A 23,474-nucleotide genomic window follows, 5' to 3' on the forward strand; every position below is an offset into this window, starting at 1 on the left:
TGACAGAGACAACGTTTACACCAGCTGTTCCTGTTCCAAAAGCCTTTCCAAATGATGATAGCCGATGCCGAAATATGCTTTCGTTTCCGCAATCCTCTGTTTTATTTCCAGTTTTTTAGTCTCCCGGATTTTATTGCTTTCCTGATTAATTGGTTTAATGCCTACAACCAGGACATTTTTGGGAGTGTGCGCATCAGATATAAACTCGAAAACCTTTGTCTTATAGCCGAAATACTCCAGTATCAGTGCTCTAATTCCGTCAGTTACCATTTCCGCCTGCCGCTCCATAAATATTCCATATTTCGTCAGCACAGACATTTCATTTTTAATCTTGTTCCTTTCCATTTCGCGCCTGATTTGTTTATGGCAACATGGGGCCACTACAATTAACTTGGCAGCGGCTTTAATGCCTTTAAATATGGCATCATCTGTAGCTGTATCACAAGCATGAAGGGCAATTAGTAAATCAATATTCGAAACATCATAATTTTCTATAGTTCCCTGAACAAAATCCAGTTGCTTGAATCCCGATTGCTTGGCAATAGCATTACACAAGCCGACCAAGTCTTCCTTATACTCAACTCCGGTAACTTTAACTTGTTCAGCCAAAACCTGATAGAGATAATCATAAAGTGCAAAAGTAAGATACCCCTTACCCGACCCCATGTCCACCACCTGTTTGATACTTCCTGCCGGAAATTCTTTAATCAAGCTATTTAAAATTTCGATGTATTGATTAATCTGCCTGTATTTATCCTGAGCATTCTTAAAAACGTTTCCTTCGGAATCAGTTAGTTTCAGCTCAACTAAATAGGGCTTTCCAACTGGTTGAATCAATCGTTTCTTTTCCTTATTGTGTGACAAATTTGGCTTAAGTACTTTACTCAGCATTTGCTCCCGCACAGAGACCAGCTGCTTTTTACCATGTTCCAGAATAACCTCTTTTTCTGTAGTAAATAGTGTTGCCACTTTGAAATCATTACTTGTAAAATGACCAATCAGGTTGATCCCCTCATCTATCGAAAGATTCTTAATAATATCACGTGTCTTGTAACGATAAGTAAACGACAGCATATCTGTTCTTTTGATCTTTACTTTCCTAACATAAATGTTCTTTAATTCCTTCTCATTTCCCTGATAATTACCAAGGGAAATTTTAACAAATACATTAGAGGAAATACTTTCAGCCAGCTGATCTTTGAACTGCTGTAAATGGAGTTGATTGGACATAAATTTGATTACCTTACAAAGATACCCATTTAGAAAAGGAATAGTAAATTAGCTTTATGGAATCCCTTTTTTTTGTTGCCATCCTACCGCCTCCGGAAATTAGTGCTGACATTGATGAAATCAGAAAACAGTGTTCGGTAGACTATCAGATATACAGTGCACTTAAACCTCCCGTTCATATTACCTTAATCCCCCCTTTCAAGCTAAGTGTAGCCCTGGAGAATAAGTTAGTAACAAGTCTTCAACATTGCCGAAACTTCAGGTCATTTGGACAGGAATTACATGACTACGATGGCTTTCCTCCTAAGGTCATATTTATCAGGGCCAATAAAAGCCCTGGGATTATAGCATTACACAAAACCATAACGACTAAAATCAGGCCTTATTTAAAAGAAAGCCCGGGGTCAATCAATCCGCACGTCACGATTGCTTACAGAGATGTTGAGGAACATGTTTATGAGAAGATCATGCAAGCCTATAGTAAAAAGCATTTCCGGGTTAACTTCGACGTAAATAAATTTGCCTTGTTAAAGCATGATGGCAAGAAATGGAACCTGTTCAAAGAATTCAAATCCAGACCGCAGGAAGAACAATATACAATGGATCTTTAAAAAAGAGAAAACCCCAACCGATCCGGTCAGGGTTTTCTTTATGACAATCAGGGAATATATTATTCGCCTTTATCTTCTTTGGTTTCCTCAACAGCAGGTGTCTCAGGTGCAGCTTCTTCGTTTGCCGGAGTTTCTTCAGCAATCTCTTCTGCTTTTACTTCAGCCGCTTTTTCTTCTTTAGCTGCAGGAGCGTCAGATTTCTTAGCTTTGCTTCTACCTCTACGAGTAGTTTTCTTTTCAGCAGATGCAGCTTCGCTACCATAAACTTCATTATAGTCTACAAGTTCGATTAGTGCCATCTCCGCATTATCACCTAAACGATTGTTCAATTTGATAATTCTGGTGTAACCACCCGGACGATTTGCAACCTTAGCAGCAATATCACGGAACAATTCAGTTACAGTTTCTTTATCCTGTAAGTAACCAAATACAATACGGCGAGAATGCGTCGTATCAGTTTTTGATTTTGTGATAATTGGCTCAACATAAGTACGCAACGCTTTAGCTTTAGCTAAAGTTGTCGAAATTCTTTTATGTTTAATTAATGACGAAGCCATATTAGCCAGCATCGCTTTACGATGTGAATCTGTTCTCCCTAAGTGATTTATCTTTTTACCGTGTCTCATTTTTAAATTTATTCAGTATATACCGTCTCTTTGAGATTAATCTGAGGGAATTATATACTATTAACAATATGTTATTTTACTTATGTGTTACTCCTCGTCTAATTTAAACTTAGAAAGGTTCATTCCGAAAGACAGGCTTTTAGATTTAACAAGTTCCTGAATCTCAGTTAATGATTTTTTTCCGAAATTCCTGAACTTTAACATATCTGCTACATCATAAGATACAAGATCTGCTAAGGTACGGATATCCGCAGCTTTCAGACAGTTCAATGCACGCACCGAAAGATCAAGATCAACCAATTCTGTTTTTAGAATCTTACGCATGTGCAGAATCTCCTCATCAACTTCTTTAGTTTCTTCCTTAGCCTGAGACTCCAATACAAGGTTCTCATCGGAAAACAGCATGAAGTGCTGAATCAAAATTTTGGCTGCCTCTTTTAATGCTTCCTCAGGATGAATAGAACCATCTGTAGAAATATCCAGAATTAATTTTTCATAATCTGTTTTTTGCTCAACACGATAATTCTCAATTGTGTATTTCACATTTTTCATAGGAGTAAAGATCGAATCAATCGCAATAACTCCAACAACAGCATCATTTATTTTATTCTCTTCTGCAGGAACATAACCGCGTCCTTTATTTATAGTCAATTCTACCTCCAAAGTAACAGATTTCTCCATGTTACAGATAACAAAATCAGGATTAAGAACCTCAAAATTGTTAGAGAACTTGGTGATGTCCCCGGCAACAAACTGTTCCTGGCCATTTACCACGATAAAAACCTTCTCAGAATCACCTGAATCACCAACTTTTTTAAAACGTACTTGTTTCAAATTAAGAATGATTTCAGTTAGATCTTCAACCACCCCCTTAATCGTAGAAAACTCATGAGATACCCCTGAAAAACGAATACTTGTAATGGCATAACCCTCTAAAGAAGAAAGTAATATTCTTCTAAGGGCATTACCAATTGTTACACCGAAACCGGGCTCTAAAGGACGAAATTCAAATATACCATCGAAATCTGTTGATTTCTGCATGATTACCTTATCGGGTTTCTGAAATGCTAAAATTGCCATTTATAATGTTTTTAGATCGTTATTAAAATTATGTAACGTAAGAAAGTTAACTGCCCATAGGCAGTTAACTAAAAATATTACTTAGAGTATAACTCTACTATAAGGTTTTCTTTGATATTTTCTGGTATCTCATCACGATTTGGATAAGCCAAAAACTTACCAGTCAATTCATTTGCATTCCAATCTAACCAATTGAATTTATTGATTATCCTTCCAGCTACAGAATTTGTGATGGCTTCCAGAGTTTTCGATTTCTCGCGAACTGCAACGACATCTCCAGCCTTCAATTGATACGAAGGAATATTTACTACTTCACCGTTAACTGTTACGTGTTTATGGCTAACTAACTGACGGGCAGCTGAACGTGTTGTAGCAATACCTAACCTGTAAACTGTGTTGTCCAGACGCGCTTCCAATAACTGCAATAAGTTATCTCCGGTGATACCTTCACGTGAAGATGCTCTGGTAAACAAGTTACGAAACTGACGTTCTAACACACCATAAGTATATTTAACTTTCTGTTTCTCCATTAGCTGTACTGCGTACTCGGATTGCTTTCCTCTTCTTTTCGAAGCACCATGCTGTCCGGGAGGATAGTTTTTTCTATCCAGTACTTTATCAGGACCAAAAATTGGTTCCCTGAATTTACGCGCGATTTTGGACTTCGGTCCTGTATATCTTGCCATTGTTTTTTGTTTTAAAGTATCATGCAACCTAAAGCTGCAGACTCTTAGCTTTAAAAATTAATAAATTAAACTCTTCTCTTCTTAGGAGGGCGGCAACCATTGTGTGGAAGCGGGGTAATATCCTTGATTGACGTTACTTCAAGACCTGAAACCTGCAATGTTCTAATTGCTGACTCACGACCTGAACCAGGGCCTTTAACAAAAACCTCTACTTTACGCAGACCTAAGTCAAATGCTACTTTACCGCAATCAGATGCAGCTTGTCCTGCGGCATATGGAGTGTTCTTTTTAGAACCTTTGAATCCCATTTTACCTGCTGAAGACCATGAAATAGTTTGACCGTTGTTATTTGTCAAAGTAACAATGATATTGTTAAAAGTAGCATTGATGTGTGCCTGACCTACAGACTCTATAACAACAACACGCTTTTTGGTAACTTTTTTACTTTTAGCCATAATTATTATTCAGTACTAATTTTATTTAGTAGCTTTTTTCTTGTTCGCAACTGTTTTTCTCTTGCCTTTACGTGTACGAGAATTGTTTTTAGTACGCTGACCACGTACAGGCAAACCTTTCCTGTGACGCAGACCGCGGTAACAACCAATGTCCATCAAGCGTTTAATGTTCAATTGAACTTCTGAACGCAAAGCACCTTCCACTTTTACGCCGTCGTTGATAATGGTACGGATTGCTGATAATTCATCATCCGACCAGTCTTGTACCTTTTTGCTGAAATCGATACCTGCTTCAGTCAATATACGCTGTGCAGTTGATCTACCTATTCCGAAGATATAAGTTAATCCAATTTCGCCTCTTTTGTTTCTTGGTAAATCAATACCTGATATCCTTGCCATATTTGTACTAAATGTTTGATTATTTGATTAAACGACAGATTGAGTAACCTGTACATTCAATCCAATCATACTTCAATAATTTCTTAACCTTGACGTTGCTTAAATTTTGGGTTTTTCTTGTTAATAACGTAAAGTTTACCTTTACGACGAATAACCTTGCAATCAGCGCTACGTTTTTTAATTGATGACCTAACTTTCATTTTATTTATATCTATAAGTAATCCTGCCTTTTGACAAATCGTAAGGCGACATCTCTAATTTTACTTTGTCTCCCGGTAAAATTTTGATGTAGTGCATCCTCATTTTTCCCGAAATATGAGCGATAATCTCATGTCCATTCTCAAGTTCTACCCGAAACATGGCGTTTGATAACGCTTCCTTTATTACACCGTCTTGTTCAATTGAGGCTTGTTTAGCCATATAATATTGATTTTTACTTAATTAGCTGCTGTTAAACAGGGACGCAAAATTAAATAAAAAATTTTAATTATTTACTTTTTTTTTATTAAAACTTCTTCTATAAGCGAAAACGTGGATAAAACATCAGCCTTTCCCTTTCTCACCGCCACTGTGTGTTCAAAGTGAGCCGACGGTCTGTTATCTTTGGTTGTGACAGTCCAGCCGTCTGACCAAAATTTCACCCCGGCAGTACCCGCATTGATCATAGGCTCTATGGCAATCACCATCCCTTCCTCCAGTTTAATCCCGCTCCCTCTCTTTCCATAATTTGGAACCTCTGGCTTCTCGTGCAGCTTTATGCCGACACCATGCCCTACAAGCTCCTTAACTACACCAAATCCGTTGCTCTCCGCCAGGTTTTGAACAGCAAAGCCCACATCACCTATCCTGGATCCTACTACCGCTTTTTCCACAGCCAGCTTAAGGCATTCCTTGGTTACTTCTATCAGTTTTTGTTTTTCATCACTAATTTCTCCGATAGAAAAGGTATAAGCAGAGTCACCATAGTAGTTATTTTTGATTACACCACAGTCTACAGAAATTAAATCCCCTTCCTGAATTACATAGTCACTTGGAAAACCATGTACTACCTGTTCATTAGGCGATATGCACAACGAATACGGAAAGCCATTATAATTCAAAAATGCGGGGATGGCCCCATGATCCCTCATAAAAGTCTCAGCATGCTGATTTAGCTTCTTCGTGGTAACTCCTGCCTCTATGATCTTAGCTACCTCAGCTAAGGTCTTTGAAACCAACAGAGAACTTTCTCTTATCAACTCTATCTCTTCAGGAGATTTGTAATAGATTTTAGACATCCTGAATTACTAAATCACCGCATCGCTACCACTCGGTGCAGGAATCCCTGTCCTTCCGGTAACTCTGCCAGTCTTCATCAATCCATCATAATGACGCATCAATAAATAACTTTCAATCTGCTGTAAAGTGTCCAGAACCACGCCTACCAAAATCAAAAGAGAAGTACCTCCATAAAAATGAGCAAATTCAGACTTAATGCCAAACTTCACAGCAATTGAAGGAAGTATCGCTATTATCGCAAGAAAAATAGCTCCTGGGAAAGTAATCTTTGAAATCACATCATCGATAAATGAAGAGGTAGATATACCCGGTTTAATCCCAGGAATAAAACCACCATTCTTCTTCATATCATCCGACATTTGTGTAGGATTTACGGTTATCGCTGTATAAAAGAATGTAAAAGCGATAATGAGAAATGCAAAGGTTAAGCTGTAGGCCAATGAAGTGTAATCACTGAATTGAATTAACCAGGTATTCTGCAGAGAGGTAAAAAACCCCGTTATAGTAGCTGGTATAAACATCAAAGCTTGCGCAAAAATGATTGGCATTACACCTGCAGCATTTACTTTCAACGGGATATATTGTCTTACTCCTCCGAATTGTCTGCTTCCTACTATTCTTTTTGCGTATTGAACAGGAACCTTACGTACTCCCTGAACAATCATTATGGTGAACATCACAACAGCGAATAGCGCGACAATCTCTACCACAAGCGCTATTAAGCCTCCATCACCTACAAATCTTGAGCTGATCTCCTGCTGCAACGCAATTGGCAAACGCGCAATGATACCAACCATGATGATAAGCGACGTACCATTACCTATGCCTTTATCGGTAATCTTTTCCCCTAACCACATTACAAACAACGTACCTGCAGACAAAACAAAAGTAGAAAGCACAAAAAATAACGTATGATCAATTATAATTGCCTCTGGAGGAACCTGTGTTTTAACATACCCAACCGCTTGGACAGCAGTAATGGCGACCGTTAAATAACGTGTAATCTGATTGAGTTTCTTTCTGCCGCTTTCGCCCTCTTTTTGCATCTTTTGAAATGAAGGGACAGCAATACCCAATAGCTGAACTACAATTGAGGCAGAAATATAAGGCATAACGCCTAAAGCCAGGATAGATACCCGGGAAAATGATCCCCCGGCAAACATATCCAACAAGCCCAAGAGGCCTGACTTGGTATTATCGCCTAAAAGATTTGCATCAACCCCAGGTAAAACTACATGGGAAACAAACCTATATATCAAAAGAATCATGAGCGTATATAAAATACGCTCTTTCAATTCCTGGATTTTCCAAATATTACTTAGAGTAGTAAACAGCTTCTTCATTAATTACAATTTTTCGATTGAGCCTCCAACAGCCTCAATAGCTTTTTGTGCGGTTGCAGAAAAAGCATGTGCTTTAACTTCCAATTTAGATTTAACTTCACCACGACCTAAAATCTTTACAAGGTCATTCTTAGATGCCAAACCATGCTCACGCAAAGTAGCAAAATCTATGCTTGTCAATTCAAATCTCTCCGCCAGGTCTTGCAAAACGTCCAAATTCACGCCCACATACTCAACTCTGTTGATTGGCTTGAAACCTACTTTAGGAACACGGCGCTGCAATGGCATTTGACCACCTTCGAATCCAATTTTTGTAGAGTGACCAGAACGTGATCCAGCACCCTTATGGCCGCGTGTTGAAGTACCGCCACGGCCTGAACCAGTACCACGACCAATTCTTTTACTATTTTTAGTAGAACCTTCTGCAGGTTTTAAATTACTTAAGTTCATGTTTGAAACTTATTGTGTTGCCCTTCGCTTTCACTAATCAGGGTCAACGGTTAAACAAATATACAAAGGTTGCAAATGTAGCTATATAACTCATATTTGCAACCTTTAATAAAATTATATGCTCTCGATAGCAATTAAGTGATTCACTTTTCTCACCATTCCTATAATGGCAGCTGTCGCTTCAACTTCTACGCTCTGGTTCATTTTATTTAAACCTAAAGCCTGCATCGTTCTTTTTTGGCGTTCGCTTCTATCGATAATGCTTTTTATCTGGGTTATTTTAATCTTCGCCATAATATTATCCGTTAAAAACTTTATTTAAATCTACACCACGGTGCTGAGCTACAGTATATGCATCACGCATTTTAGTCAATGCATCAACAGTTGCTTTAACCACGTTGTGAGGATTTGATGAACCTTTTGATTTTGCAAGTACGTTATGAACGCCAGCGCTCTCAAGTACAGCACGCATTGCACCACCCGCGATAACACCAGTACCGACTGCTGCAGGTTTAATTAAAACAAAACCGCCGGAGAACTTACCGATCTGCTCATGTGGAACAGTTCCATTTAACAGAGGAACTTTAACCAGATTCTTTTTAGCATCATCAATGCCTTTAGCAATTGCTTCTGTTACCTCTTTCGCTTTACCCAATCCATAACCTACAATGCCGTTTTCATCTCCAACAACTACGATTGCTGAGAAGCTGAAAGTACGACCACCTTTGGTTACTTTGGCTACACGTTGTATGCTAACTAACCGATCTTTCAATTCGATTTCGCTAGTCTTAACTCTTTTTATATTGATAGTTGACATTCTTATCCTATTTTCAGATTAAAATACTAAACCAGCTTCACGGGCACCTTCTGCCAGCGATTTAACACGTCCATGGTATAAGTAGCCATTTCTATCGAAAACAACTTCTTTAACACCAGCTGCTATTGCTTTTTCGGCAACCAATTTACCTACAGCTACTGATTGCTCAGATTTATTTCCCGAACCGGAAAAGTCCTTTGATAAAGATGAAGCTGATGCAATTGTACTACCGGTTACGTCGTTAATGATTTGAGCATAAATTCCTTTATTGCTTCTATAAACCGATAAACGTGGACGGCTTTCAGAACCTGTTAATCTTTTTCTGATTCCTTTTTTTATACGATCTCTACGAGATAATTTTTTCCCTGCCATGATGATTATTTTTTAGAAGCTGATTTACCTGCTTTTCTTCTTAACACTTCTCCTACAAACTTGATACCTTTACCTTTGTATGGCTCCGGAGCACGCAGCGAACGGATTTTCGCAGCTACCTGACCAATCAATTGCTTGTCAATACTCTCCAGGATGATCTTAGGAGTCTGACCTTTTTCTGAGGTAGTTGTAACCTTAATTTCTTCAGGCAACTGGAATACATAATGGTGAGAATATCCCAGAACAAGGTCCAGAGTATTTCCCTGATTAGTTGCGCGGTAACCCACACCCACTAATTCTTGTTGTAGTTTATAACCTTCTGTTACACCAATAACCATATTATTTAACAAAGAACGATACAAACCATGTAACGCTTTGTGTCTTTTCTGTTCTGATGGACGTGATATTGTTAATACTCCGTCTTCCTGACTTACAGTGATATCTGAATCTACTGCTTGAGTTAGCTCACCTTTAGGACCTTTTACAGTTACAACGTTATCTTTAGAAACGGTAACGGTAACACCTGAAGGGATATTAATTGGGGCTTTTCCTATTCTTGACATTTTGCTATCCTCCTTTAATTAATAAACGTGACACAAAACTTCGCCACCAATATTTAGTTTCGCAGCTTCTTTATCAGTCATAACACCTTTTGATGTAGACAAGATTGCGATACCTAAACCATTCAATACTCTTGGCATATTCTCAACGCCTGCATATTGTCTTAAACCTGGCTTACTAATACGTGTTAAAGTACGTATTGCAGGGATCTTAGTTATAGCATTATATTTCAATGCGATTTTAATCGTGCCCTGAGTTGTAGTATCCTCAAATTTGTAGTTAGCGATGTAACCTTTATCAAAAAGTACTTTTGTAATTTCCTTTTTAAGGTTCGATGCTGGAATCTCAACAATTCTGTGATTTGCCTTGATGGCATTTCTTACTCTTGTAAGGTAATCCGCTATTGGATCTGTATTCATTTTATATATAATTGTGATAGTGGTTTCCTTCCCGACCTATTCGGGACGACCTGCCATCGGTTAATTTTTATTTTTCAGTTAAAGGGCTGCGCTCTATAACCGTTAAGCTGTATTACCAGCTTGCTTTTCTGACTCCAGGTATTTTACCTGCCAAAGCCATGTCGCGAAAAGTTACCCTTGATATTCCAAAAGTACGCATATAACCACGAGGACGACCTGTTAACTTGCAACGGTTGTGCAGACGCACAGCTGAAGAGTTTTTTGGTAATTTATCTAATCCTTCATAATCACCGGCAGCTTTAAGTTCTGCGCGTTTATCTGCATATTTAGCTACCAATTTTTGGCGCTTAACTTCGCGAGCTTTTACTCCTTCTTTTGCCATTATTGATTTGTATTTTGATTTTTAAATGGTAATCCAAATTGTTTTAAAAGTTCCAATGCTTCAACATCAGTAGCAGCAGAAGTCACAAAGGTGATATCCATACCTAAAATCTTACTGATTTTGTCGATGTTGATCTCAGGGAAAATGATTTGCTCAGTAACACCTAAAGTGTAATTGCCTTTTCCATCAAACCCTTTGTCATTGATACCTTTGAAATCGCGGATACGAGGCAAAGCTACGGAAATTAAACGATCTAAAAATTCGTACATGTTGTTGTCACGTAAAGTTACACGTACACCAACCGGCATACCCTTACGTAATTTAAAATTAGATATATCCTTTTTAGATTTTGCCGGAACTGCCTGCTGTCCTGAAATCGTGCTCATTTCGATAATAGAGCTATCTATGATCTTTTTGTCAGTCACAGAAAAACGACCAACACCCTGGTTGATTGAAATTTTCTCCAGCTTGGGAACCTGCATTACACTTTTATAGTTGAACTTATCTTTAAGTGCAGTAACTATTTCCTCTTTATACTTGTTCTTTAATCTTGGTACGTAAGCCATTATTTGATCTCCTCTCCTGATTTTTTACTAACCCTAACTAATTTCCCATCAGCATTAAGCTTTCTGCCAACGCGTGTAATTTCTCCTGATTTAGGATCAATCAATGCTACGTTAGAAATATGAAGAGCAGCTTCTTTTTTAATGATACCTCCGTTAGGAGTAGCAGCATTTGGTTTTGTATGTTTTGATACAAGGTTAACACCTTCTACGAGTATTCTGCTTTTAGTGATCAGTACTGAAAGTACTTTTCCCTGTTGGCCTTTTGAATCGCCGGCTATAACCTTTACTAAATCTCCTTTACGGATTTTTATTTTTGGTGTAGTCACTTTATTTTTCATTTTATAATACCTCCGGTGCTAATGATACAATTTTCATGAATTGTTTTTCACGCAGTTCTCTTGCTACCGGGCCAAAAATACGTGTACCACGCGGCTCATCTTGTGCATTTAATAATACGGCTGCATTGTCGTCGAAACGGATATAAGAACCATCTTTACGTCTGATCTCTTTCTTAGTTCTTACGACAACTGCTTTAGAAACTGTTCCTTTCTTGATGTTACCTGAAGGCAATGCACTTTTAACGGTAACAACGATCTTGTCACCAATAGAAGCATATCTTTTCCCGGTACCACCAAGTACACGGATAACCAATACTTCTTTTGCGCCGCTATTGTCGGCTACGTTTAATCTTGATTCCTGTTGTACCATGTTATTTAGCCCTTTCTAAAATTTGCACTAATCTCCAGTTCTTGTTTTTACTCAGCGGACGAGTCTCCATGATCAGTACTGTATCACCAATACCGCAATCGTTTTTCTCGTCATGAGCCATAAATTTGGTAGTTTTCTTAACAAACTTACCATAGATCGGGTGTTTCACTTTACGTTCTACCGCTACAACAACAGATTTATCCATCTTGTTGCTCACTACCAACCCGGTTCTTGTTTTTCTTAATTGTCTTTCCATTTCGACTCTAAAGTTATTTAGTTTCAGTAGCTGACTCCGCTTTACGCTTAGTCACTTCAGTATTTAATCGGGCTATATCTTTTCTTACCTTGCTAATGCGGGAAGGATTTTCTATGGCCGAAATTGTATGCGCGAATTTCAACTTTACTAAGTTTTCTCTTTCTTCTGCAATCCTGGCTACTAGTTCTTCTTGTGAAAGCCCTTTGATTTCTGAGTTCTTCATTTTATTAATTTTTATGTTGTGGGTCTAGCGGTTATAATAACAAGTTACTTACAACATTCAACCCAAAACTCTTATTATGCCTCTACGTAATCTCTACGTACTACAAATTTTGTCTGGATCGGTAATTTTTGAGCTGCAAGTCTCATCGCTTCTTTAGCAATTTCTAAAGGAACTCCTTCTGCTTCAAAAATAATACGTCCGGGTCTAACTACGGCTACCCAATATTCAGGAGCACCCTTACCTTTACCCATACGTACTTCAGCTGGTTTCTTAGTTACCGGTTTGTCCGGGAATATTCTAATCCATACCTGGCCTTCACGTTTCATGAAACGAGTTACCGCAATACGGGCTGCCTCTATCTGACGACTGGTGATCCAGGTCGACTCTAAAGATTTAATCCCGAAAGACCCGAATGACAATTCAGCACCACGAGTTGCTAAACCTTTCATTCTGCCCTTTTGCATCTTTCTGAACTTCGTTCTTTTTGGCTGTAACATTTTATTTTAATATTATCGTTAAACGATCTGTTAACTATTATTTACGAGGACCTCTGTTTTGAGTATTTCCACCTCTATTATTTCCGCCTGCACCAGGTCCGCCTTGACCAGGACCTCTTCCGCCACGATTACCACCACCGCGGTTATCGTTTCTTCTGTCTCCACCGCCACGGTTATCTCTGTCTCTGCCACCGGCAAATGCACCACCTTCTGGTCTGCCACCTTTGCCCGGAGCATTGCTCACAGCGCCGATGTTTGGAGAAAGATCACGCTTACCGTAAACCTCACCTTTACAGATCCATACTTTAACACCTATTTTACCATAAGTAGTCAGTGCTTCTGCTAATGCATAGTCAATGTCAGCACGGAAAGTATGCAAAGGAATTCTTCCTTCTTTATACTGTTCGCTACGAGCCATCTCAGCACCGCCCAAACGACCAGAGGTCATAATCTTGATGCCTTCAGCGCCCATACGCATGGTTGATGCAATGGTAGATTTCATTGCCCTACGGAATGAGATCCTCGCCTCTAATTGTTTTGCTACACCTTCTGCTACTAATTGTGCATCAAGCTCAGGACGTTTAATCTCAAAGATGTTGATCTGAATTTCCTTTTTAGTCAATTTCTTCAACTCTTCTTTGATCTTGTCAACTTCCTGACCTGCTTTACCGATCACAATACCCGGACGAGCTGTGTGGATTGTCACTGTGATACGTTTCAACGTACGCTCAATTACCACTTTAGCTACTCCGCCTTTTGCGATACGGGCAGAAAGGTATTTTCTTATTTTTTCGTCCTCAACTAATTTATCAGCATAGTTGTTGCCACCGAACCAGTTAGAATCCCAACCTTTGATGATTCCTAACCTGTTACCTATTGGATGTGCTTTTTGTCCCATTTCTGTTAATTAGTTTGAGTTTCAACGTTTTTACTATCTACTACCAAAGTTACATGGTTTGAACGTTTACGTATTCTGTAACCGCGTCCTTGAGGTGCTGGTCTTAATCTTTTCAATTGACGACCACCGCCTACCATTATCGTTTTCACGTATAACTGGTTTTCTTCAGGGCGAGAACCTTCATTTTTAGTCTCCCAGTTTTTGATAGCCGACAATAATAGTTTCTCAACTCTTATTGCTGCATCTTTATTGGTAAACTTTAAAATATGTAAAGCTTTCTCAACACGCTCACCTCTGATAAGATCTACAACCAAACGCATCTTGCGCGGTGAGGTTGGACAATTGTTTAATTTCGCTACTGCTTCCATCTCTTAATTATTTTTTCTTTTCAGAGTGACCCCTAAATGTTCTGGTTGGGGCAAACTCTCCCAGCTTGTGACCAACCATGTTTTCTGTTACGTATACCGGTATAAATTTATTACCGTTATGCACTGCAAATGTATGACCCACAAAATCTGGTGAGATCATTGATCTGCGAGACCAAGTTTTAATGACAGACTTTTTGCCTGAATCATTCATAGAGACTACTTTTTTCTCTACGTTATGGTCAATATAAGGTCCTTTTTTTATCGAACGAGCCATTATTTCTTCCTTTTCTCTATGATGAAACGATTTGAGTATTTCTTAAGTGTACGGGTTTTGAAGCCTTTAGCATACATACCGTTCCTTGACCGGGGCTGACCTCCTGATGAGCGACCCTCACCACCACCCATTGGGTGATCTACCGGGTTCATCGCTACCGGACGAGTCCTTGGACGACGACCTAACCAACGGTTACGGCCAGCTTTACCTAATACCTCATTTGCATGATCTGAATTGGAAACCGCGCCAATTGTTGCTAAACAGGTTACCAAGATCAATCTTGTTTCGCCTGAAGGCATTTTCAATGTTGCATATTTACCATCACGGGCAGCTAATTGTGCATAAGCACCCGCACTGCGCGCCAACTGTGCACCACGACCCGGATGAATTTCCACATTGTGTACAATAGATCCCAAAGGAATATTGGCCAGTTTCAAAGTATTTCCTACTTCAGGAGTTGCAGTATCACCCGATACCACCTTTTGCCCTACTTGCAGCCCTTCAGGCGCAATAATATAACGCTTCTCACCATCTGCATAATTTAATAATGCGATACGTGCTGTACGGTTAGGATCGTATTCAACAGTAGCTACTGTTGCAGGAATATCAAACTTATCACGTTTAAAATCAATTAAACGGTAAGATTTTTTGTGACCACCACCCATGTAGCGCATAGTCATCTTTCCTGTATTGTTACGTCCTCCCGATTTCTTAGAAGATACAACCAATGATTTTTCGGGCTTGGTTGCTGTAATCTCCGTAAAACTGGCACCTACTCTAAAGCGGGTTCCCGGAGTGACTGGTTTAAATTTTCTTAAGCCCATAGTTTATAATTATTCAATTCTTATTAAATATTAGCGTAATAATCTATTGTCTCACCTGCTTTAAGTGTTACGATAGCTTTTTTATATTTCGGGCTACGTCCAGTAACCAATCCACCTTTAGTATTTCTAGACTTAACTTTACCGTCTACAACCATGGTGTTGATGGCCAAAACATTTACGCCATACATTTTCTCGATAACCTGCTTAATCTGCAGTTTATTCGCTTTATGATCTACTTTAAAAGTAAAGCGGTTAGACTTTTCTGTTAATGCAGAAGCTTTTTCTGTTAATATTGGTTTTTTTAAAAGTTCCATATTACTTGGCAAATGCCTCCTCCAAAGTTTTAAGAGAATCAGTGGTCAGCAAAAGCTTGCCACAATTCAATACATCATAAGTATTCAATTGATCTGCAGTAATTACTTTCGCTTTCTGTATGTTTCTGCTTGATAAATAGATATTGTTATTTTGTGAAGGTAAAACCAACAATGTCTTTTCGCCAGCTAAGTTCAAAGCGCTAACTAAATTAATGTAGTTCTTAGTTTTAATAGAGTCAAAATTGAAATCTTCCAAAACCACAACATTTGAATCCTGTGCTTTATAAGACAATGCAGACTTACGAGCCAGCACTTTCAATTTTTTATTCAATTTGAAACTATAGTCACGTGGCTGAGGACCAAACACACGACCACCACCATTAAACAATGGAGATTTAATACTTCCGGCGCGAGCACCACCAGTACCTTTTTGTTTGTATAATTTACGGGTTGAACCGGCAATCTCATTACGTTGCTTAGACTTGTGCGTTCCCTGACGCTGATTGGCCAGGTACTGCTTAACATCTAAATAAATTGCGTGATCAACAGGCGTTATACCGAATACCGACTCAGGAAGTTGCACTTTGGCACCTGTCTCTTTTCCTGAAATGTTTAATACTTTAACTTCCATCTGCTTACTTATCTAAGATTACGTAAGAACCCTTAGCTCCCGGTACGGAACCACTAACTACAACCAGATTTTGATCAGCATAAACTTTCAAAACCTGTAAGTTTTGAATCTTTACCCTGTCTCCACCCATTCTTCCCGCCATACGCATACCTTTAAATACACGTGAAGGATAAGAAGCAGCACCCAATGATCCTGGTGCACGCATCCTGTTGTGCTGTCCGTGAGTTTGACCACCAACACCAGCAAAACCATGACGTTTTACAACACCCTGGAATCCTTTACCTTTTGACGTACCAACCACATCCACAAAATCTCCTTCATTAAAGATGTTCACCGTAACAGTATCACCTAAATTTAAAGACTCTTCAAAAGGGTCAAATTCAACCAATTTACGTTTTGGGGTTGTATTTGCTTTCGCAAAGTGACCTTTCAAAGGTTGTGTTGTGTTCTTCTCTTTAGCTTCGTCGAAACCCAACTGAACTGAAACGTAACCGTCTTTCTCTGCGGTCTTAACCTGTGTAACTACACAAGGCCCAGCTTTGATCACCGTGCATGGAATATTTTTTCCATCGGCGTCAAAAATGCTGGTCATTCCTACTTTTTTTCCAATAATACCTGACATTTTCTATTTTAATTTAACACCCATCGAAGCAGTAGGGCTTCGTTCAAGGTGGATATACACTCCCGTTAAGGGACGGCAAAAATAGGAAAGAAATCTTAATTTTCAAATAGTTAGCTCATTATTTTTTCAAATAAATGCAAAAAAAATATTTCAGAGGGATCAGATACCATTAAAGCAAGTTTTATCCGGTCAACCTATTGCTCAGACTAACCAAAATCACGATCAAAACCAGCAATCCTATTAAAACATAGAGATAATCACGTTCTATAAGGAAACCGAAAATTGAAAAAACCACTCTTAATATTGGTGTGAAAATCAGCAGCAAAACCCCAAACTGGATTATTGCTTCGCTATCAAACCGGCCTAAGCCCAGAAAAATAGCTGCGATGGAAGAAAACTTAGCCTTATGGGCATCAAAAGTACCGTAATTAATGATTCCTGAATGATTAAATAACAAGTAAATGACCCCTCCGACCAACACCACACTCATCGAAGCAACTACCCCAACCCGCAGCAGGGTTCCGAGAATGATCTCAATATCTTTGTCGCCCGGAAAATTTTTATCCTTCTTCATCATAGTCTTCCCATATAACCATTATAGATCATTTGTAACGCCAGGAAAGTAACCACCGCCGCAAACACCACTTTAAGTCTCTCCGCTTTAACACGCATCAGAATTTTAGATCCAATTGTTGCGCCAAGCAATACACCAACAGCCACCGGCATTGCGATCCCAGGATCAATCTGTCCCCGGTGCAGGTAAACTACCGCGCTCGCCGCAGCAGTAACCCCCATCATAAAATTACTGGTTGTAGTAGACACCTTGAAAGGTATTCTCATGATGTTATCCATTGCGATCACTTTCAGTGCACCTGAACCTATCCCCAGCAAGCCTGAGACTATGCCAGCTATGAACATCATAAAAAAACCCCCTGCAACATTATGAACAGCATACTTTTTAATGCCGGTTCCAGTCGGATAAGATCCGTTCAGCTTAAAAAAAATAGCCAGCCTGCCGGATGTATCGTTATCAGAACGATCTATCTTTTTCCTTATCATCATTGCTGAAGAGAACAACAATATAGAACCAAAGATAATGGCGATATAATTAGGATCAATAAACACAGTGATTACTGCTCCGATAACGGCACTAACAGTGGTCGCAATCTCCAGGAACATTCCAATGCGCACGTTCGTGATTCCTTCCCTGACATAAGCGGCAGCTGAACCCGAGGACGTTGCAATTACCGAAATAATAGAAGCTCCAATAGCATAATGTATATCCACTCCCAATACAAGAGTAAGTAATGGAATAATAATTACCCCTCCGCCAAGTCCGGTCAAAGACCCAATCAGGCCAGCCAGAAGCGCTCCGGCCAGGACTATAAGTGTAAATAGCAATACAGACATTCCCCGCAAATATACTATCTCCCACTAACACACAATAAAATTAAAATATGATTGTTAAATTAGACAAGAACAAATTCCTATATGAAAAAAACTCTATTCATTTTTATCGCTGCATTTATCAGTATCACCTCCAGTGCGCAATTGCGAAAAGACAGCGTCAAGATTGATCCAACTTTAAATGGACAATACCAACTCTTACTTAGTAAATCCAGAACACTGGACGGCTATAAATTGGTTAATCCGGACAGACTTTCCTTATTTTGGAAGAATGTCAGAGACACGCTTAATACTACCCACAAGCAACTTATAAACACTAAAAAAGAAGCCACAAATTATCAAAATGAAATCTCCGGACTCAATAAGCAAGTTACCGGTGCGGAAACTTCCCTGGCCTCTTCAAACGCCAGGCTAAACGAAATCAGTTTTCTGGGCATAGGCTTTACCAAATCCAATTACAACATTTTTGTCTGGGGGCTCATTTCCGCGCTCGCCGTTGCACTGACGGTTGTAATTTTAAGATCCGCCAAGAATGTTCATGAAGCAAAGTATAGAAGTACACTTTATGAAGAGATCAACCAGGAATATCAAAATTATAAAGTCAAGGCCAATGAAAAGGAAAAAAAGCTGGCAAGAGAATTACAGGACGAAAGAAATAAGCTTGATGAAATCAGAAGCAACAGCAGGTAATATTAAAAATATCCCATAAACAAAAGTACCTTCAGGAAATCCTGAAGGCACTTTTGTTTAACTGTTAAAAGTATAATTAAACTTTAATCTCTACTTCAACACCGCTAGGCAATTCAAGTTTCATCAAAGCATCAACTGTCTTAGAGTTAGAGCTATAAATGTCCAGTAAACGTTTGTACGCACATAATTGAAACTGTTCACGCGCTTTCTTGTTCACGTGTGGTGAACGCAAAACCGTGAAGATTTTCTTTTCTGTAGGCAACGGAATTGGTCCGCTTACCACTGCACCCGTAGGCTTAACAGTTTTTACGATTTTCTCAGCAGATTTATCTACCAGATTATAATCGTAAGATTTTAATTTGATTCTGATTCTTTGGCTCATATTCTTATTTAATTAAGGCGCCGGTTAGAGCTATTAATAACCGGCTGCCGATTTATTTTTTAGTCTGCTGACTTGACTCTGCCTTTTGATTTAGCAATTACTTCATCCTGAACATTCTTCGGAGCCGGATCATAGTGATCAAATTCCATAGTAGAAGTTGCACGGCCGGAAGTGATGGTACGCAATTGTGTTACGTATCCAAACATCTCTGAAAGTGGCACAGTTGCCTTAATTACCTGAGAACCGTTACGTGTATCCATACCCAAAAGCTGACCACGACGACGGTTCATATCACCAATGACATCACCCATATTTTCTTCAGGAGTAAGGATCTCGATTTTCATGATAGGCTCCATCAATACCGGGTTACATTTAGGCAATGCTTCACGATAAGCCATTTTAGCAGCAAGTTCGAAAGACAAAGCATCTGAATCGACTGCGTGGAATGAACCATCAATTAAACGGACCTTCATATCAGGAAGCGGATAACCAGCCAATACGCCATTAGCCATAGATGCTGCAAATCCTTTCTCTACAGAAGGGATAAACTCACGTGGGATAGACCCGCCTGTGATTTCATTCACAAACTGTAATCCGCCTTTTTCCCAGTCCGCATCAATCGGCGAGATCACAACCTGAATGTCTGCGAATTTACCACGGCCACCAGATTGTTTTTTATAAGTCTCACGGTGCTGAACAGTACCATTGATTGCTTCTTTATAAGCAACCTGTGGTGCTCCCTGATTTACCTCAACTTTAAACTCACGTTTCAAACGGTCGATCAGGATATCCAGGTGAAGCTCACCCATACCAGAGATTACGGTCTGACCAGTTTCCTCGTCAGTTTGCACTCTGAATGTAGGATCCTCTTCAGCCAGTTTAGATAATCCCATACCTAATTTATCAATATCAGCTTGAGTTTTAGGCTCAATTGCCAAACCGATAACAGGCTCAGGGAAGTTCATTGATTCCAGAATGATTGGATTTTTCTCTTCACAAAGCGTATCACCCGTTTTGATATCTTTAAAGCCTACAACAGCAGCAATATCACCGGCACCCACATTAGGGATTGGATTTTGCTTGTTTGCGTGCATTTGAAAGATCCGTGAAATACGTTCTTTGTTTTCAGAACGTGCATTATAAATGTATGAACCAGCTTCCAGGTTACCTGAATAAACGCGGATAAAGCAAAGACGGCCAACGAAAGGATCCGTTGCAATTTTAAAAGCCAAAGCTGCAAAAGGTTCTTTTTCACTTGGCTTACGTACTACTTCAGCTCCTGTTTCCGGATTAATTCCCGTCACACCTTCTGAATCCATAGGTGAAGGCAATAACTCCATCACATAATCAAGCATGGTCTGTACACCTTTGTTTTTGAAAGATGAACCACAAACCATAGGAACAATTTTGGCATCCAGTACTGCTTTACGCAAAGCATCCAAAACCTCACGCTCAGTGATTGTTTCCGGAGCTTCGAAGAATTTCTCCATCAAAGACTCATCATACTCTGCTACAGATTCCAATAACTTTTCTCTCCACTCAGCAACCTCATCCAGCATATCTTCAGGAATTGGCACTTCAGTAAAGGTCATACCTTTATCTTGCTCATTCCAAACGATACCACGGTTATTGATCAAATCAACCACACCTGTAAAGCTATCTTCTGCGCCGATCGGCAATTGCAAAGGCACAGCGTTGCTGCCCAGCATGCTTTTAACCTGCCCAACCACTTTTAAGAAATCTGCACCTGAACGGTCCATTTTATTCACAAAGCCGATACGGGGAACACTATAATTGTTAGCCAGACGCCAGTTGGTTTCAGATTGAGGCTCAACACCATCAACCGCAGAAAACAAGAACACCAAACCATCCAATACACGTAACGAGCGGTTTACCTCTACAGTAAAATCCACGTGTCCCGGTGTGTCAATAATGTTGATGTGATAATTGTCACCTCTGTATTTCCAGTTTACTGTGGTTGCGGCAGAAGTAATGGTAATACCACGCTCCTGCTCTTGTGCCATCCAGTCCATTGTTGCTGCACCTTCGTGCACTTCACCAATTTTATGACTAACACCAGCATAATAAAGGATACGCTCTGTTGTTGTGGTTTTACCCGCATCAATGTGAGCTGCGATCCCGATATTTCTTGTGTATTTTAAATCTCTTGACATTATATAATTTCAATTAAAAACGGAAATGAGAGAACGCCTTGTTAGCTTCTGCCATTTTATGCGTATCTTCTTTTTTCTTAACTGCTGCACCTTCACCTTTAGCTGCTGAAACAATTTCACCTGCTAATTTTTCTTTCATGGTTTTTTCACCACGTTTACGAGCGTAAGAAATTAACCATTTCATACCAAGGGCAATTTTACGGTCAGGTCTTACCTCAGTAGGTACCTGAAAGTTAGCACCACCTACACGGCGTGACTTCACCTCTACTGCAGGCATTACATTGGCTAAAGCGCGTTTCCATATTTCCAGGCCATTTTCGCCTGCTTTTTTCTCCGCCAGTTCAACTGCATCATAAAAAATATCATATGCGATAGATTTTTTTCCATCGTACATCATATTGTTCACAAATCTTGTCACCTGAACATCGTTAAATTTAGGATCAGGAAGGATAATTCTCTTTTTTGGTTTTGACTTTCTCATTTTTCTTTCCTCCTAATTATTTCTTTTTACCTTTTGTTGGTGCCGCAGCAACTTGTCCTGGCTTAGGACGCTTAGTGCCATATTTTGAACGGCGCTGATTACGACCAGCAACTCCTGAAGTATCTAATGCTCCACGGATGATGTGATAACGAACACCTGGCAAATCTTTAACACGACCACCACGGATCAATACAATAGAGTGCTCCTGAAGGTTGTGACCTTCTCCAGGAATGTAGGCATTAACCTCTTTACCATTGGTTAAACGTACACGCGCTACTTTACGCATTGCTGAGTTTGGTTTTTTAGGGGTAGTGGTATATACACGTGTACATACACCTCTTCGCTGTGGACAGCTGTCCAACGCCGGAGACTTACTCTTGAACTCCAGTGCTACTCTACCTTTTCTAACTAATTGTTGAATGGTTGGCATTGCTCTTTTTTTGTTTTTCTATTTATGTTTAAAAACTTTACCCCTCAATAAGGGACTGCAAAGGTAAGACAATACATTTTATAAATCAAGGGGTTAACAGAAAATAAATAGACAGTTAATGAAAAGTATTTAAATACAGCTTTTCTACTTTTTTCCTCGCCCAGTCTGTCTTACGCAGAAATTTCAAACTCGAATTCATTGTCGGATTGTTATTAAAACAAGCGATCTTTACCAGCACACCCAGTTCTTCCCATCCATAATGCCATACCAGCTGCTTAAGGATAAATTCCAGTGTTAGTCCGTGTAAAGGATTGTTTTTTTGAGCCTCTGCTGCCATCCCGCAAAAATAACATAAATTTGCCCTGTGTTAAAACTATAAATAAATGATTTACAAGTTAGGAGATTTTGTGCGCTTTGTCGATGAAAATTTAGAAGGATATATTACCAGGATCATAGATAAAGATACCATTGGCGTTACCGATGCAAATGATTTTGAGATCCCGGTCCTCGCTTCAAAGGTCACTCTGGTCCATGGCGATCTTCCAGGTGAAGACGACAGTATTGGCCAACCATTACTGATCACATCCGACGCCCCCTTTGTCAGGGAAGGCGTATATATTGGTATAGTTGCAGATCAGCATAGTAATTCAGTAGTCCACTTTCATCTCATTAACGAAACCTCATTTCAGTTACTGAGCAGCCTGACCACGGAAAAAGGAGGTATTTTTAAAGGTGAATTCTCCGGTATTACTGCACCTCACAGCACCAAAAAAATTTACTCTGCTCAGCTGGCCGATATACAAGTCTGGCCTAAGTTTAGAATAGAGGTTCTGTTTAATTCACCTTTAAGTATTGAACCTGGCGCTCCTCTTTCCTTTCGTCAGCACATTAAAGGCAAAGACCTTTCTGTAGCTAAGGAAGAGATCAGCAGCCTGAAGCAAAAAGGCTGGCTGTTCCGCCTGGATGAACCCAGCCCCGCGATAGACGCAGAAAAACTAAAGCAAAGTTTCTTTAAATAAA

Annotated in this window: 40 protein-coding genes; 3 read left to right on the forward strand and 37 right to left on the reverse strand. The window is 39.5% G+C overall.

Features of this window, described 5'->3' with window-relative positions:
• Positions 1–15 precede the first annotated feature (15 nt).
• Complete coding sequence (locus VK541_RS15085) at positions 16–1,230, reverse strand: SAM-dependent methyltransferase (protein ID WP_324371146.1); 1,215 nt, start codon at positions 1,228–1,230, stop codon at positions 16–18.
• 56 nt (positions 1,231–1,286) lie between these two features.
• Here VK541_RS15085 and VK541_RS15090 point away from each other — a divergent pair, with 56 nt between their 5' ends.
• Positions 1,287–1,841, forward strand: coding sequence for a 2'-5' RNA ligase family protein (locus VK541_RS15090; protein ID WP_324371147.1), 555 nt, complete (start codon positions 1,287–1,289; stop codon positions 1,839–1,841).
• 59 nt (positions 1,842–1,900) lie between these two features.
• Here VK541_RS15090 and rplQ read toward each other — a convergent pair whose 3' ends face one another.
• The 31 genes from rplQ to VK541_RS15245 form a co-directional block, all read right to left on the reverse strand.
• The gene (gene rplQ, locus VK541_RS15095; RefSeq protein WP_324371148.1) at positions 1,901–2,467 is read right to left on the reverse strand and encodes a 50S ribosomal protein L17; all 567 of its coding nucleotides are present in this window, start codon (positions 2,465–2,467) and stop codon (positions 1,901–1,903) included.
• 87 nt (positions 2,468–2,554) lie between these two features.
• Positions 2,555–3,547: a DNA-directed RNA polymerase subunit alpha gene (locus VK541_RS15100; protein WP_285059018.1), complete on the reverse strand. Its 993-nt coding sequence runs from the start codon at positions 3,545–3,547 to the stop codon at positions 2,555–2,557.
• A gap of 77 nt (positions 3,548–3,624) precedes the next feature.
• Positions 3,625–4,233, reverse strand: a complete 609-nt coding sequence (rpsD, locus tag VK541_RS15105; RefSeq protein WP_285059020.1) for a 30S ribosomal protein S4 — start codon at positions 4,231–4,233, stop codon at positions 3,625–3,627.
• A gap of 65 nt (positions 4,234–4,298) precedes the next feature.
• Entirely contained in the window at positions 4,299–4,688 is a 390-nt protein-coding gene (rpsK, locus tag VK541_RS15110; protein WP_324371149.1) for a 30S ribosomal protein S11, read from the reverse strand.
• A 21-nt stretch (positions 4,689–4,709) separates the two neighbouring features.
• Positions 4,710–5,087 (reverse strand): 30S ribosomal protein S13, encoded by a 378-nt coding sequence (gene rpsM / locus VK541_RS15115; RefSeq protein ID WP_285059022.1) that lies wholly within the window; start codon positions 5,085–5,087, stop codon positions 4,710–4,712.
• A gap of 83 nt (positions 5,088–5,170) precedes the next feature.
• Positions 5,171–5,287, reverse strand: coding sequence for a type B 50S ribosomal protein L36 (ykgO, locus tag VK541_RS15120; protein WP_008244551.1), 117 nt, complete (start codon positions 5,285–5,287; stop codon positions 5,171–5,173).
• Between the two features lies 1 nt (position 5,288).
• Complete coding sequence (infA, locus tag VK541_RS15125; protein ID WP_048907428.1) at positions 5,289–5,507, reverse strand: translation initiation factor IF-1; 219 nt, start codon at positions 5,505–5,507, stop codon at positions 5,289–5,291.
• 71 nt (positions 5,508–5,578) lie between these two features.
• A complete protein-coding gene (gene map, locus VK541_RS15130; RefSeq protein WP_324371150.1) occupies positions 5,579–6,364 on the reverse strand; it encodes a type I methionyl aminopeptidase in 786 nt (261 codons plus the stop codon).
• Between the two features lie 9 nt (positions 6,365–6,373).
• Positions 6,374–7,708 carry a preprotein translocase subunit SecY gene (gene secY / locus VK541_RS15135; RefSeq protein WP_324371151.1) on the reverse strand — a complete coding sequence of 445 codons (1,335 nt, stop codon included), beginning with the start codon at positions 7,706–7,708 and terminating at the stop codon, positions 6,374–6,376.
• A 3-nt stretch (positions 7,709–7,711) separates the two neighbouring features.
• Positions 7,712–8,158 (reverse strand): 50S ribosomal protein L15, encoded by a 447-nt coding sequence (rplO, locus tag VK541_RS15140; RefSeq protein WP_324371152.1) that lies wholly within the window; start codon positions 8,156–8,158, stop codon positions 7,712–7,714.
• Positions 8,159–8,272: 114 nt separating this feature from the next.
• Positions 8,273–8,452, reverse strand: a complete 180-nt coding sequence (gene rpmD / locus VK541_RS15145) for a 50S ribosomal protein L30 (protein WP_324371153.1) — start codon at positions 8,450–8,452, stop codon at positions 8,273–8,275.
• Positions 8,453–8,456: 4 nt separating this feature from the next.
• Positions 8,457–8,960, reverse strand: a complete 504-nt coding sequence (gene rpsE, locus VK541_RS15150; RefSeq protein ID WP_233260824.1) for a 30S ribosomal protein S5 — start codon at positions 8,958–8,960, stop codon at positions 8,457–8,459.
• Between the two features lie 33 nt (positions 8,961–8,993).
• A complete protein-coding gene (gene rplR / locus VK541_RS15155; RefSeq protein WP_422662174.1) occupies positions 8,994–9,356 on the reverse strand; it encodes a 50S ribosomal protein L18 in 363 nt (120 codons plus the stop codon).
• Positions 9,353–9,910: a 50S ribosomal protein L6 gene (gene rplF, locus VK541_RS15160; RefSeq protein WP_324371155.1), complete on the reverse strand. Its 558-nt coding sequence runs from the start codon at positions 9,908–9,910 to the stop codon at positions 9,353–9,355. Before rplF ends, rplR begins: the two co-directional genes overlap by 4 nt.
• An 18-nt stretch (positions 9,911–9,928) precedes the next feature.
• Positions 9,929–10,327: a 30S ribosomal protein S8 gene (rpsH, locus tag VK541_RS15165; RefSeq protein WP_324371156.1), complete on the reverse strand. Its 399-nt coding sequence runs from the start codon at positions 10,325–10,327 to the stop codon at positions 9,929–9,931.
• A 112-nt stretch (positions 10,328–10,439) separates the two neighbouring features.
• Positions 10,440–10,709, reverse strand: a complete 270-nt coding sequence (gene rpsN, locus VK541_RS15170) for a 30S ribosomal protein S14 (RefSeq protein ID WP_285059039.1) — start codon at positions 10,707–10,709, stop codon at positions 10,440–10,442.
• Complete coding sequence (rplE, locus tag VK541_RS15175; protein ID WP_324371157.1) at positions 10,709–11,275, reverse strand: 50S ribosomal protein L5; 567 nt, start codon at positions 11,273–11,275, stop codon at positions 10,709–10,711. Before rplE ends, rpsN begins: the two co-directional genes overlap by 1 nt.
• Positions 11,275–11,613 carry a 50S ribosomal protein L24 gene (rplX, locus tag VK541_RS15180; protein WP_349254762.1) on the reverse strand — a complete coding sequence of 113 codons (339 nt, stop codon included), beginning with the start codon at positions 11,611–11,613 and terminating at the stop codon, positions 11,275–11,277. The genes rplE and rplX overlap by 1 nt, the downstream gene beginning before the upstream one ends.
• A 1-nt stretch (position 11,614) precedes the next feature.
• Entirely contained in the window at positions 11,615–11,983 is a 369-nt protein-coding gene (gene rplN, locus VK541_RS15185; protein ID WP_008244575.1) for a 50S ribosomal protein L14, read from the reverse strand.
• A gap of 1 nt (position 11,984) precedes the next feature.
• Positions 11,985–12,239, reverse strand: a complete 255-nt coding sequence (gene rpsQ / locus VK541_RS15190) for a 30S ribosomal protein S17 (protein ID WP_133556531.1) — start codon at positions 12,237–12,239, stop codon at positions 11,985–11,987.
• A gap of 13 nt (positions 12,240–12,252) precedes the next feature.
• A complete protein-coding gene (gene rpmC / locus VK541_RS15195; RefSeq protein WP_324371158.1) occupies positions 12,253–12,462 on the reverse strand; it encodes a 50S ribosomal protein L29 in 210 nt (69 codons plus the stop codon).
• Between the two features lie 74 nt (positions 12,463–12,536).
• Complete coding sequence (rplP, locus tag VK541_RS15200; RefSeq protein WP_008244578.1) at positions 12,537–12,959, reverse strand: 50S ribosomal protein L16; 423 nt, start codon at positions 12,957–12,959, stop codon at positions 12,537–12,539.
• 37 nt (positions 12,960–12,996) lie between these two features.
• Positions 12,997–13,857 (reverse strand): 30S ribosomal protein S3, encoded by an 861-nt coding sequence (gene rpsC, locus VK541_RS15205; RefSeq protein ID WP_324371159.1) that lies wholly within the window; start codon positions 13,855–13,857, stop codon positions 12,997–12,999.
• A 5-nt stretch (positions 13,858–13,862) separates the two neighbouring features.
• Positions 13,863–14,225 carry a 50S ribosomal protein L22 gene (gene rplV, locus VK541_RS15210; RefSeq protein WP_055130479.1) on the reverse strand — a complete coding sequence of 121 codons (363 nt, stop codon included), beginning with the start codon at positions 14,223–14,225 and terminating at the stop codon, positions 13,863–13,865.
• A 7-nt stretch (positions 14,226–14,232) separates the two neighbouring features.
• Positions 14,233–14,499 carry a 30S ribosomal protein S19 gene (rpsS, locus tag VK541_RS15215; RefSeq protein ID WP_008244581.1) on the reverse strand — a complete coding sequence of 89 codons (267 nt, stop codon included), beginning with the start codon at positions 14,497–14,499 and terminating at the stop codon, positions 14,233–14,235.
• A complete protein-coding gene (rplB, locus tag VK541_RS15220) occupies positions 14,499–15,323 on the reverse strand; it encodes a 50S ribosomal protein L2 (RefSeq protein ID WP_324371160.1) in 825 nt (274 codons plus the stop codon). Before rplB ends, rpsS begins: the two co-directional genes overlap by 1 nt.
• A 23-nt stretch (positions 15,324–15,346) precedes the next feature.
• Complete coding sequence (gene rplW / locus VK541_RS15225) at positions 15,347–15,637, reverse strand: 50S ribosomal protein L23 (protein ID WP_324371161.1); 291 nt, start codon at positions 15,635–15,637, stop codon at positions 15,347–15,349.
• 1 nt (position 15,638) lies between these two features.
• The gene (gene rplD / locus VK541_RS15230) at positions 15,639–16,268 is read right to left on the reverse strand and encodes a 50S ribosomal protein L4 (RefSeq protein WP_324371162.1); all 630 of its coding nucleotides are present in this window, start codon (positions 16,266–16,268) and stop codon (positions 15,639–15,641) included.
• Between the two features lie 4 nt (positions 16,269–16,272).
• Entirely contained in the window at positions 16,273–16,890 is a 618-nt protein-coding gene (gene rplC / locus VK541_RS15235; protein ID WP_324371163.1) for a 50S ribosomal protein L3, read from the reverse strand.
• A gap of 181 nt (positions 16,891–17,071) precedes the next feature.
• The gene (locus VK541_RS15240; protein ID WP_324371164.1) at positions 17,072–17,467 is read right to left on the reverse strand and encodes a DUF1634 domain-containing protein; all 396 of its coding nucleotides are present in this window, start codon (positions 17,465–17,467) and stop codon (positions 17,072–17,074) included.
• Positions 17,464–18,300 (reverse strand): sulfite exporter TauE/SafE family protein, encoded by an 837-nt coding sequence (locus VK541_RS15245; protein WP_324371165.1) that lies wholly within the window; start codon positions 18,298–18,300, stop codon positions 17,464–17,466. The genes VK541_RS15240 and VK541_RS15245 overlap by 4 nt, the downstream gene beginning before the upstream one ends.
• An 81-nt stretch (positions 18,301–18,381) precedes the next feature.
• On the opposite strand from VK541_RS15245, the gene VK541_RS15250 reads away from it, so the two are divergent.
• Positions 18,382–18,987 (forward strand): hypothetical protein, encoded by a 606-nt coding sequence (locus VK541_RS15250; RefSeq protein ID WP_324371166.1) that lies wholly within the window; start codon positions 18,382–18,384, stop codon positions 18,985–18,987.
• Positions 18,988–19,063: 76 nt separating this feature from the next.
• Here VK541_RS15250 and rpsJ read toward each other — a convergent pair whose 3' ends face one another.
• The 5 genes from rpsJ to VK541_RS15275 all read right to left on the reverse strand — a co-directional run bounded on the left by rpsJ (position 19,064) and on the right by VK541_RS15275 (position 22,791).
• A complete protein-coding gene (gene rpsJ, locus VK541_RS15255) occupies positions 19,064–19,369 on the reverse strand; it encodes a 30S ribosomal protein S10 (protein WP_008244591.1) in 306 nt (101 codons plus the stop codon).
• Between the two features lie 59 nt (positions 19,370–19,428).
• Positions 19,429–21,543 carry an elongation factor G gene (gene fusA / locus VK541_RS15260; RefSeq protein WP_324371167.1) on the reverse strand — a complete coding sequence of 705 codons (2,115 nt, stop codon included), beginning with the start codon at positions 21,541–21,543 and terminating at the stop codon, positions 19,429–19,431.
• Between the two features lie 13 nt (positions 21,544–21,556).
• On the reverse strand, positions 21,557–22,024 hold the full coding sequence (rpsG, locus tag VK541_RS15265; protein ID WP_285059076.1) for a 30S ribosomal protein S7: 468 nt from the start codon (positions 22,022–22,024) through the stop codon (positions 21,557–21,559).
• Between the two features lie 16 nt (positions 22,025–22,040).
• Positions 22,041–22,454: a 30S ribosomal protein S12 gene (gene rpsL, locus VK541_RS15270; RefSeq protein WP_008244597.1), complete on the reverse strand. Its 414-nt coding sequence runs from the start codon at positions 22,452–22,454 to the stop codon at positions 22,041–22,043.
• A 115-nt stretch (positions 22,455–22,569) separates the two neighbouring features.
• A complete protein-coding gene (locus VK541_RS15275; RefSeq protein WP_324371168.1) occupies positions 22,570–22,791 on the reverse strand; it encodes a VF530 family protein in 222 nt (73 codons plus the stop codon).
• A 46-nt stretch (positions 22,792–22,837) separates the two neighbouring features.
• On the opposite strand from VK541_RS15275, the gene VK541_RS15280 reads away from it, so the two are divergent.
• Positions 22,838–23,473 carry a hypothetical protein gene (locus VK541_RS15280; RefSeq protein ID WP_324371169.1) on the forward strand — a complete coding sequence of 212 codons (636 nt, stop codon included), beginning with the start codon at positions 22,838–22,840 and terminating at the stop codon, positions 23,471–23,473.
• The last annotated feature ends 1 nt before the right edge of the window (position 23,474 follow it).

Origin of the sequence: Pedobacter sp., assembly GCF_035317785.1 — a bacterium.
In the GTDB taxonomy this organism is placed as follows: Bacteria; Bacteroidota; Bacteroidia; order Sphingobacteriales; family Sphingobacteriaceae; genus Pedobacter.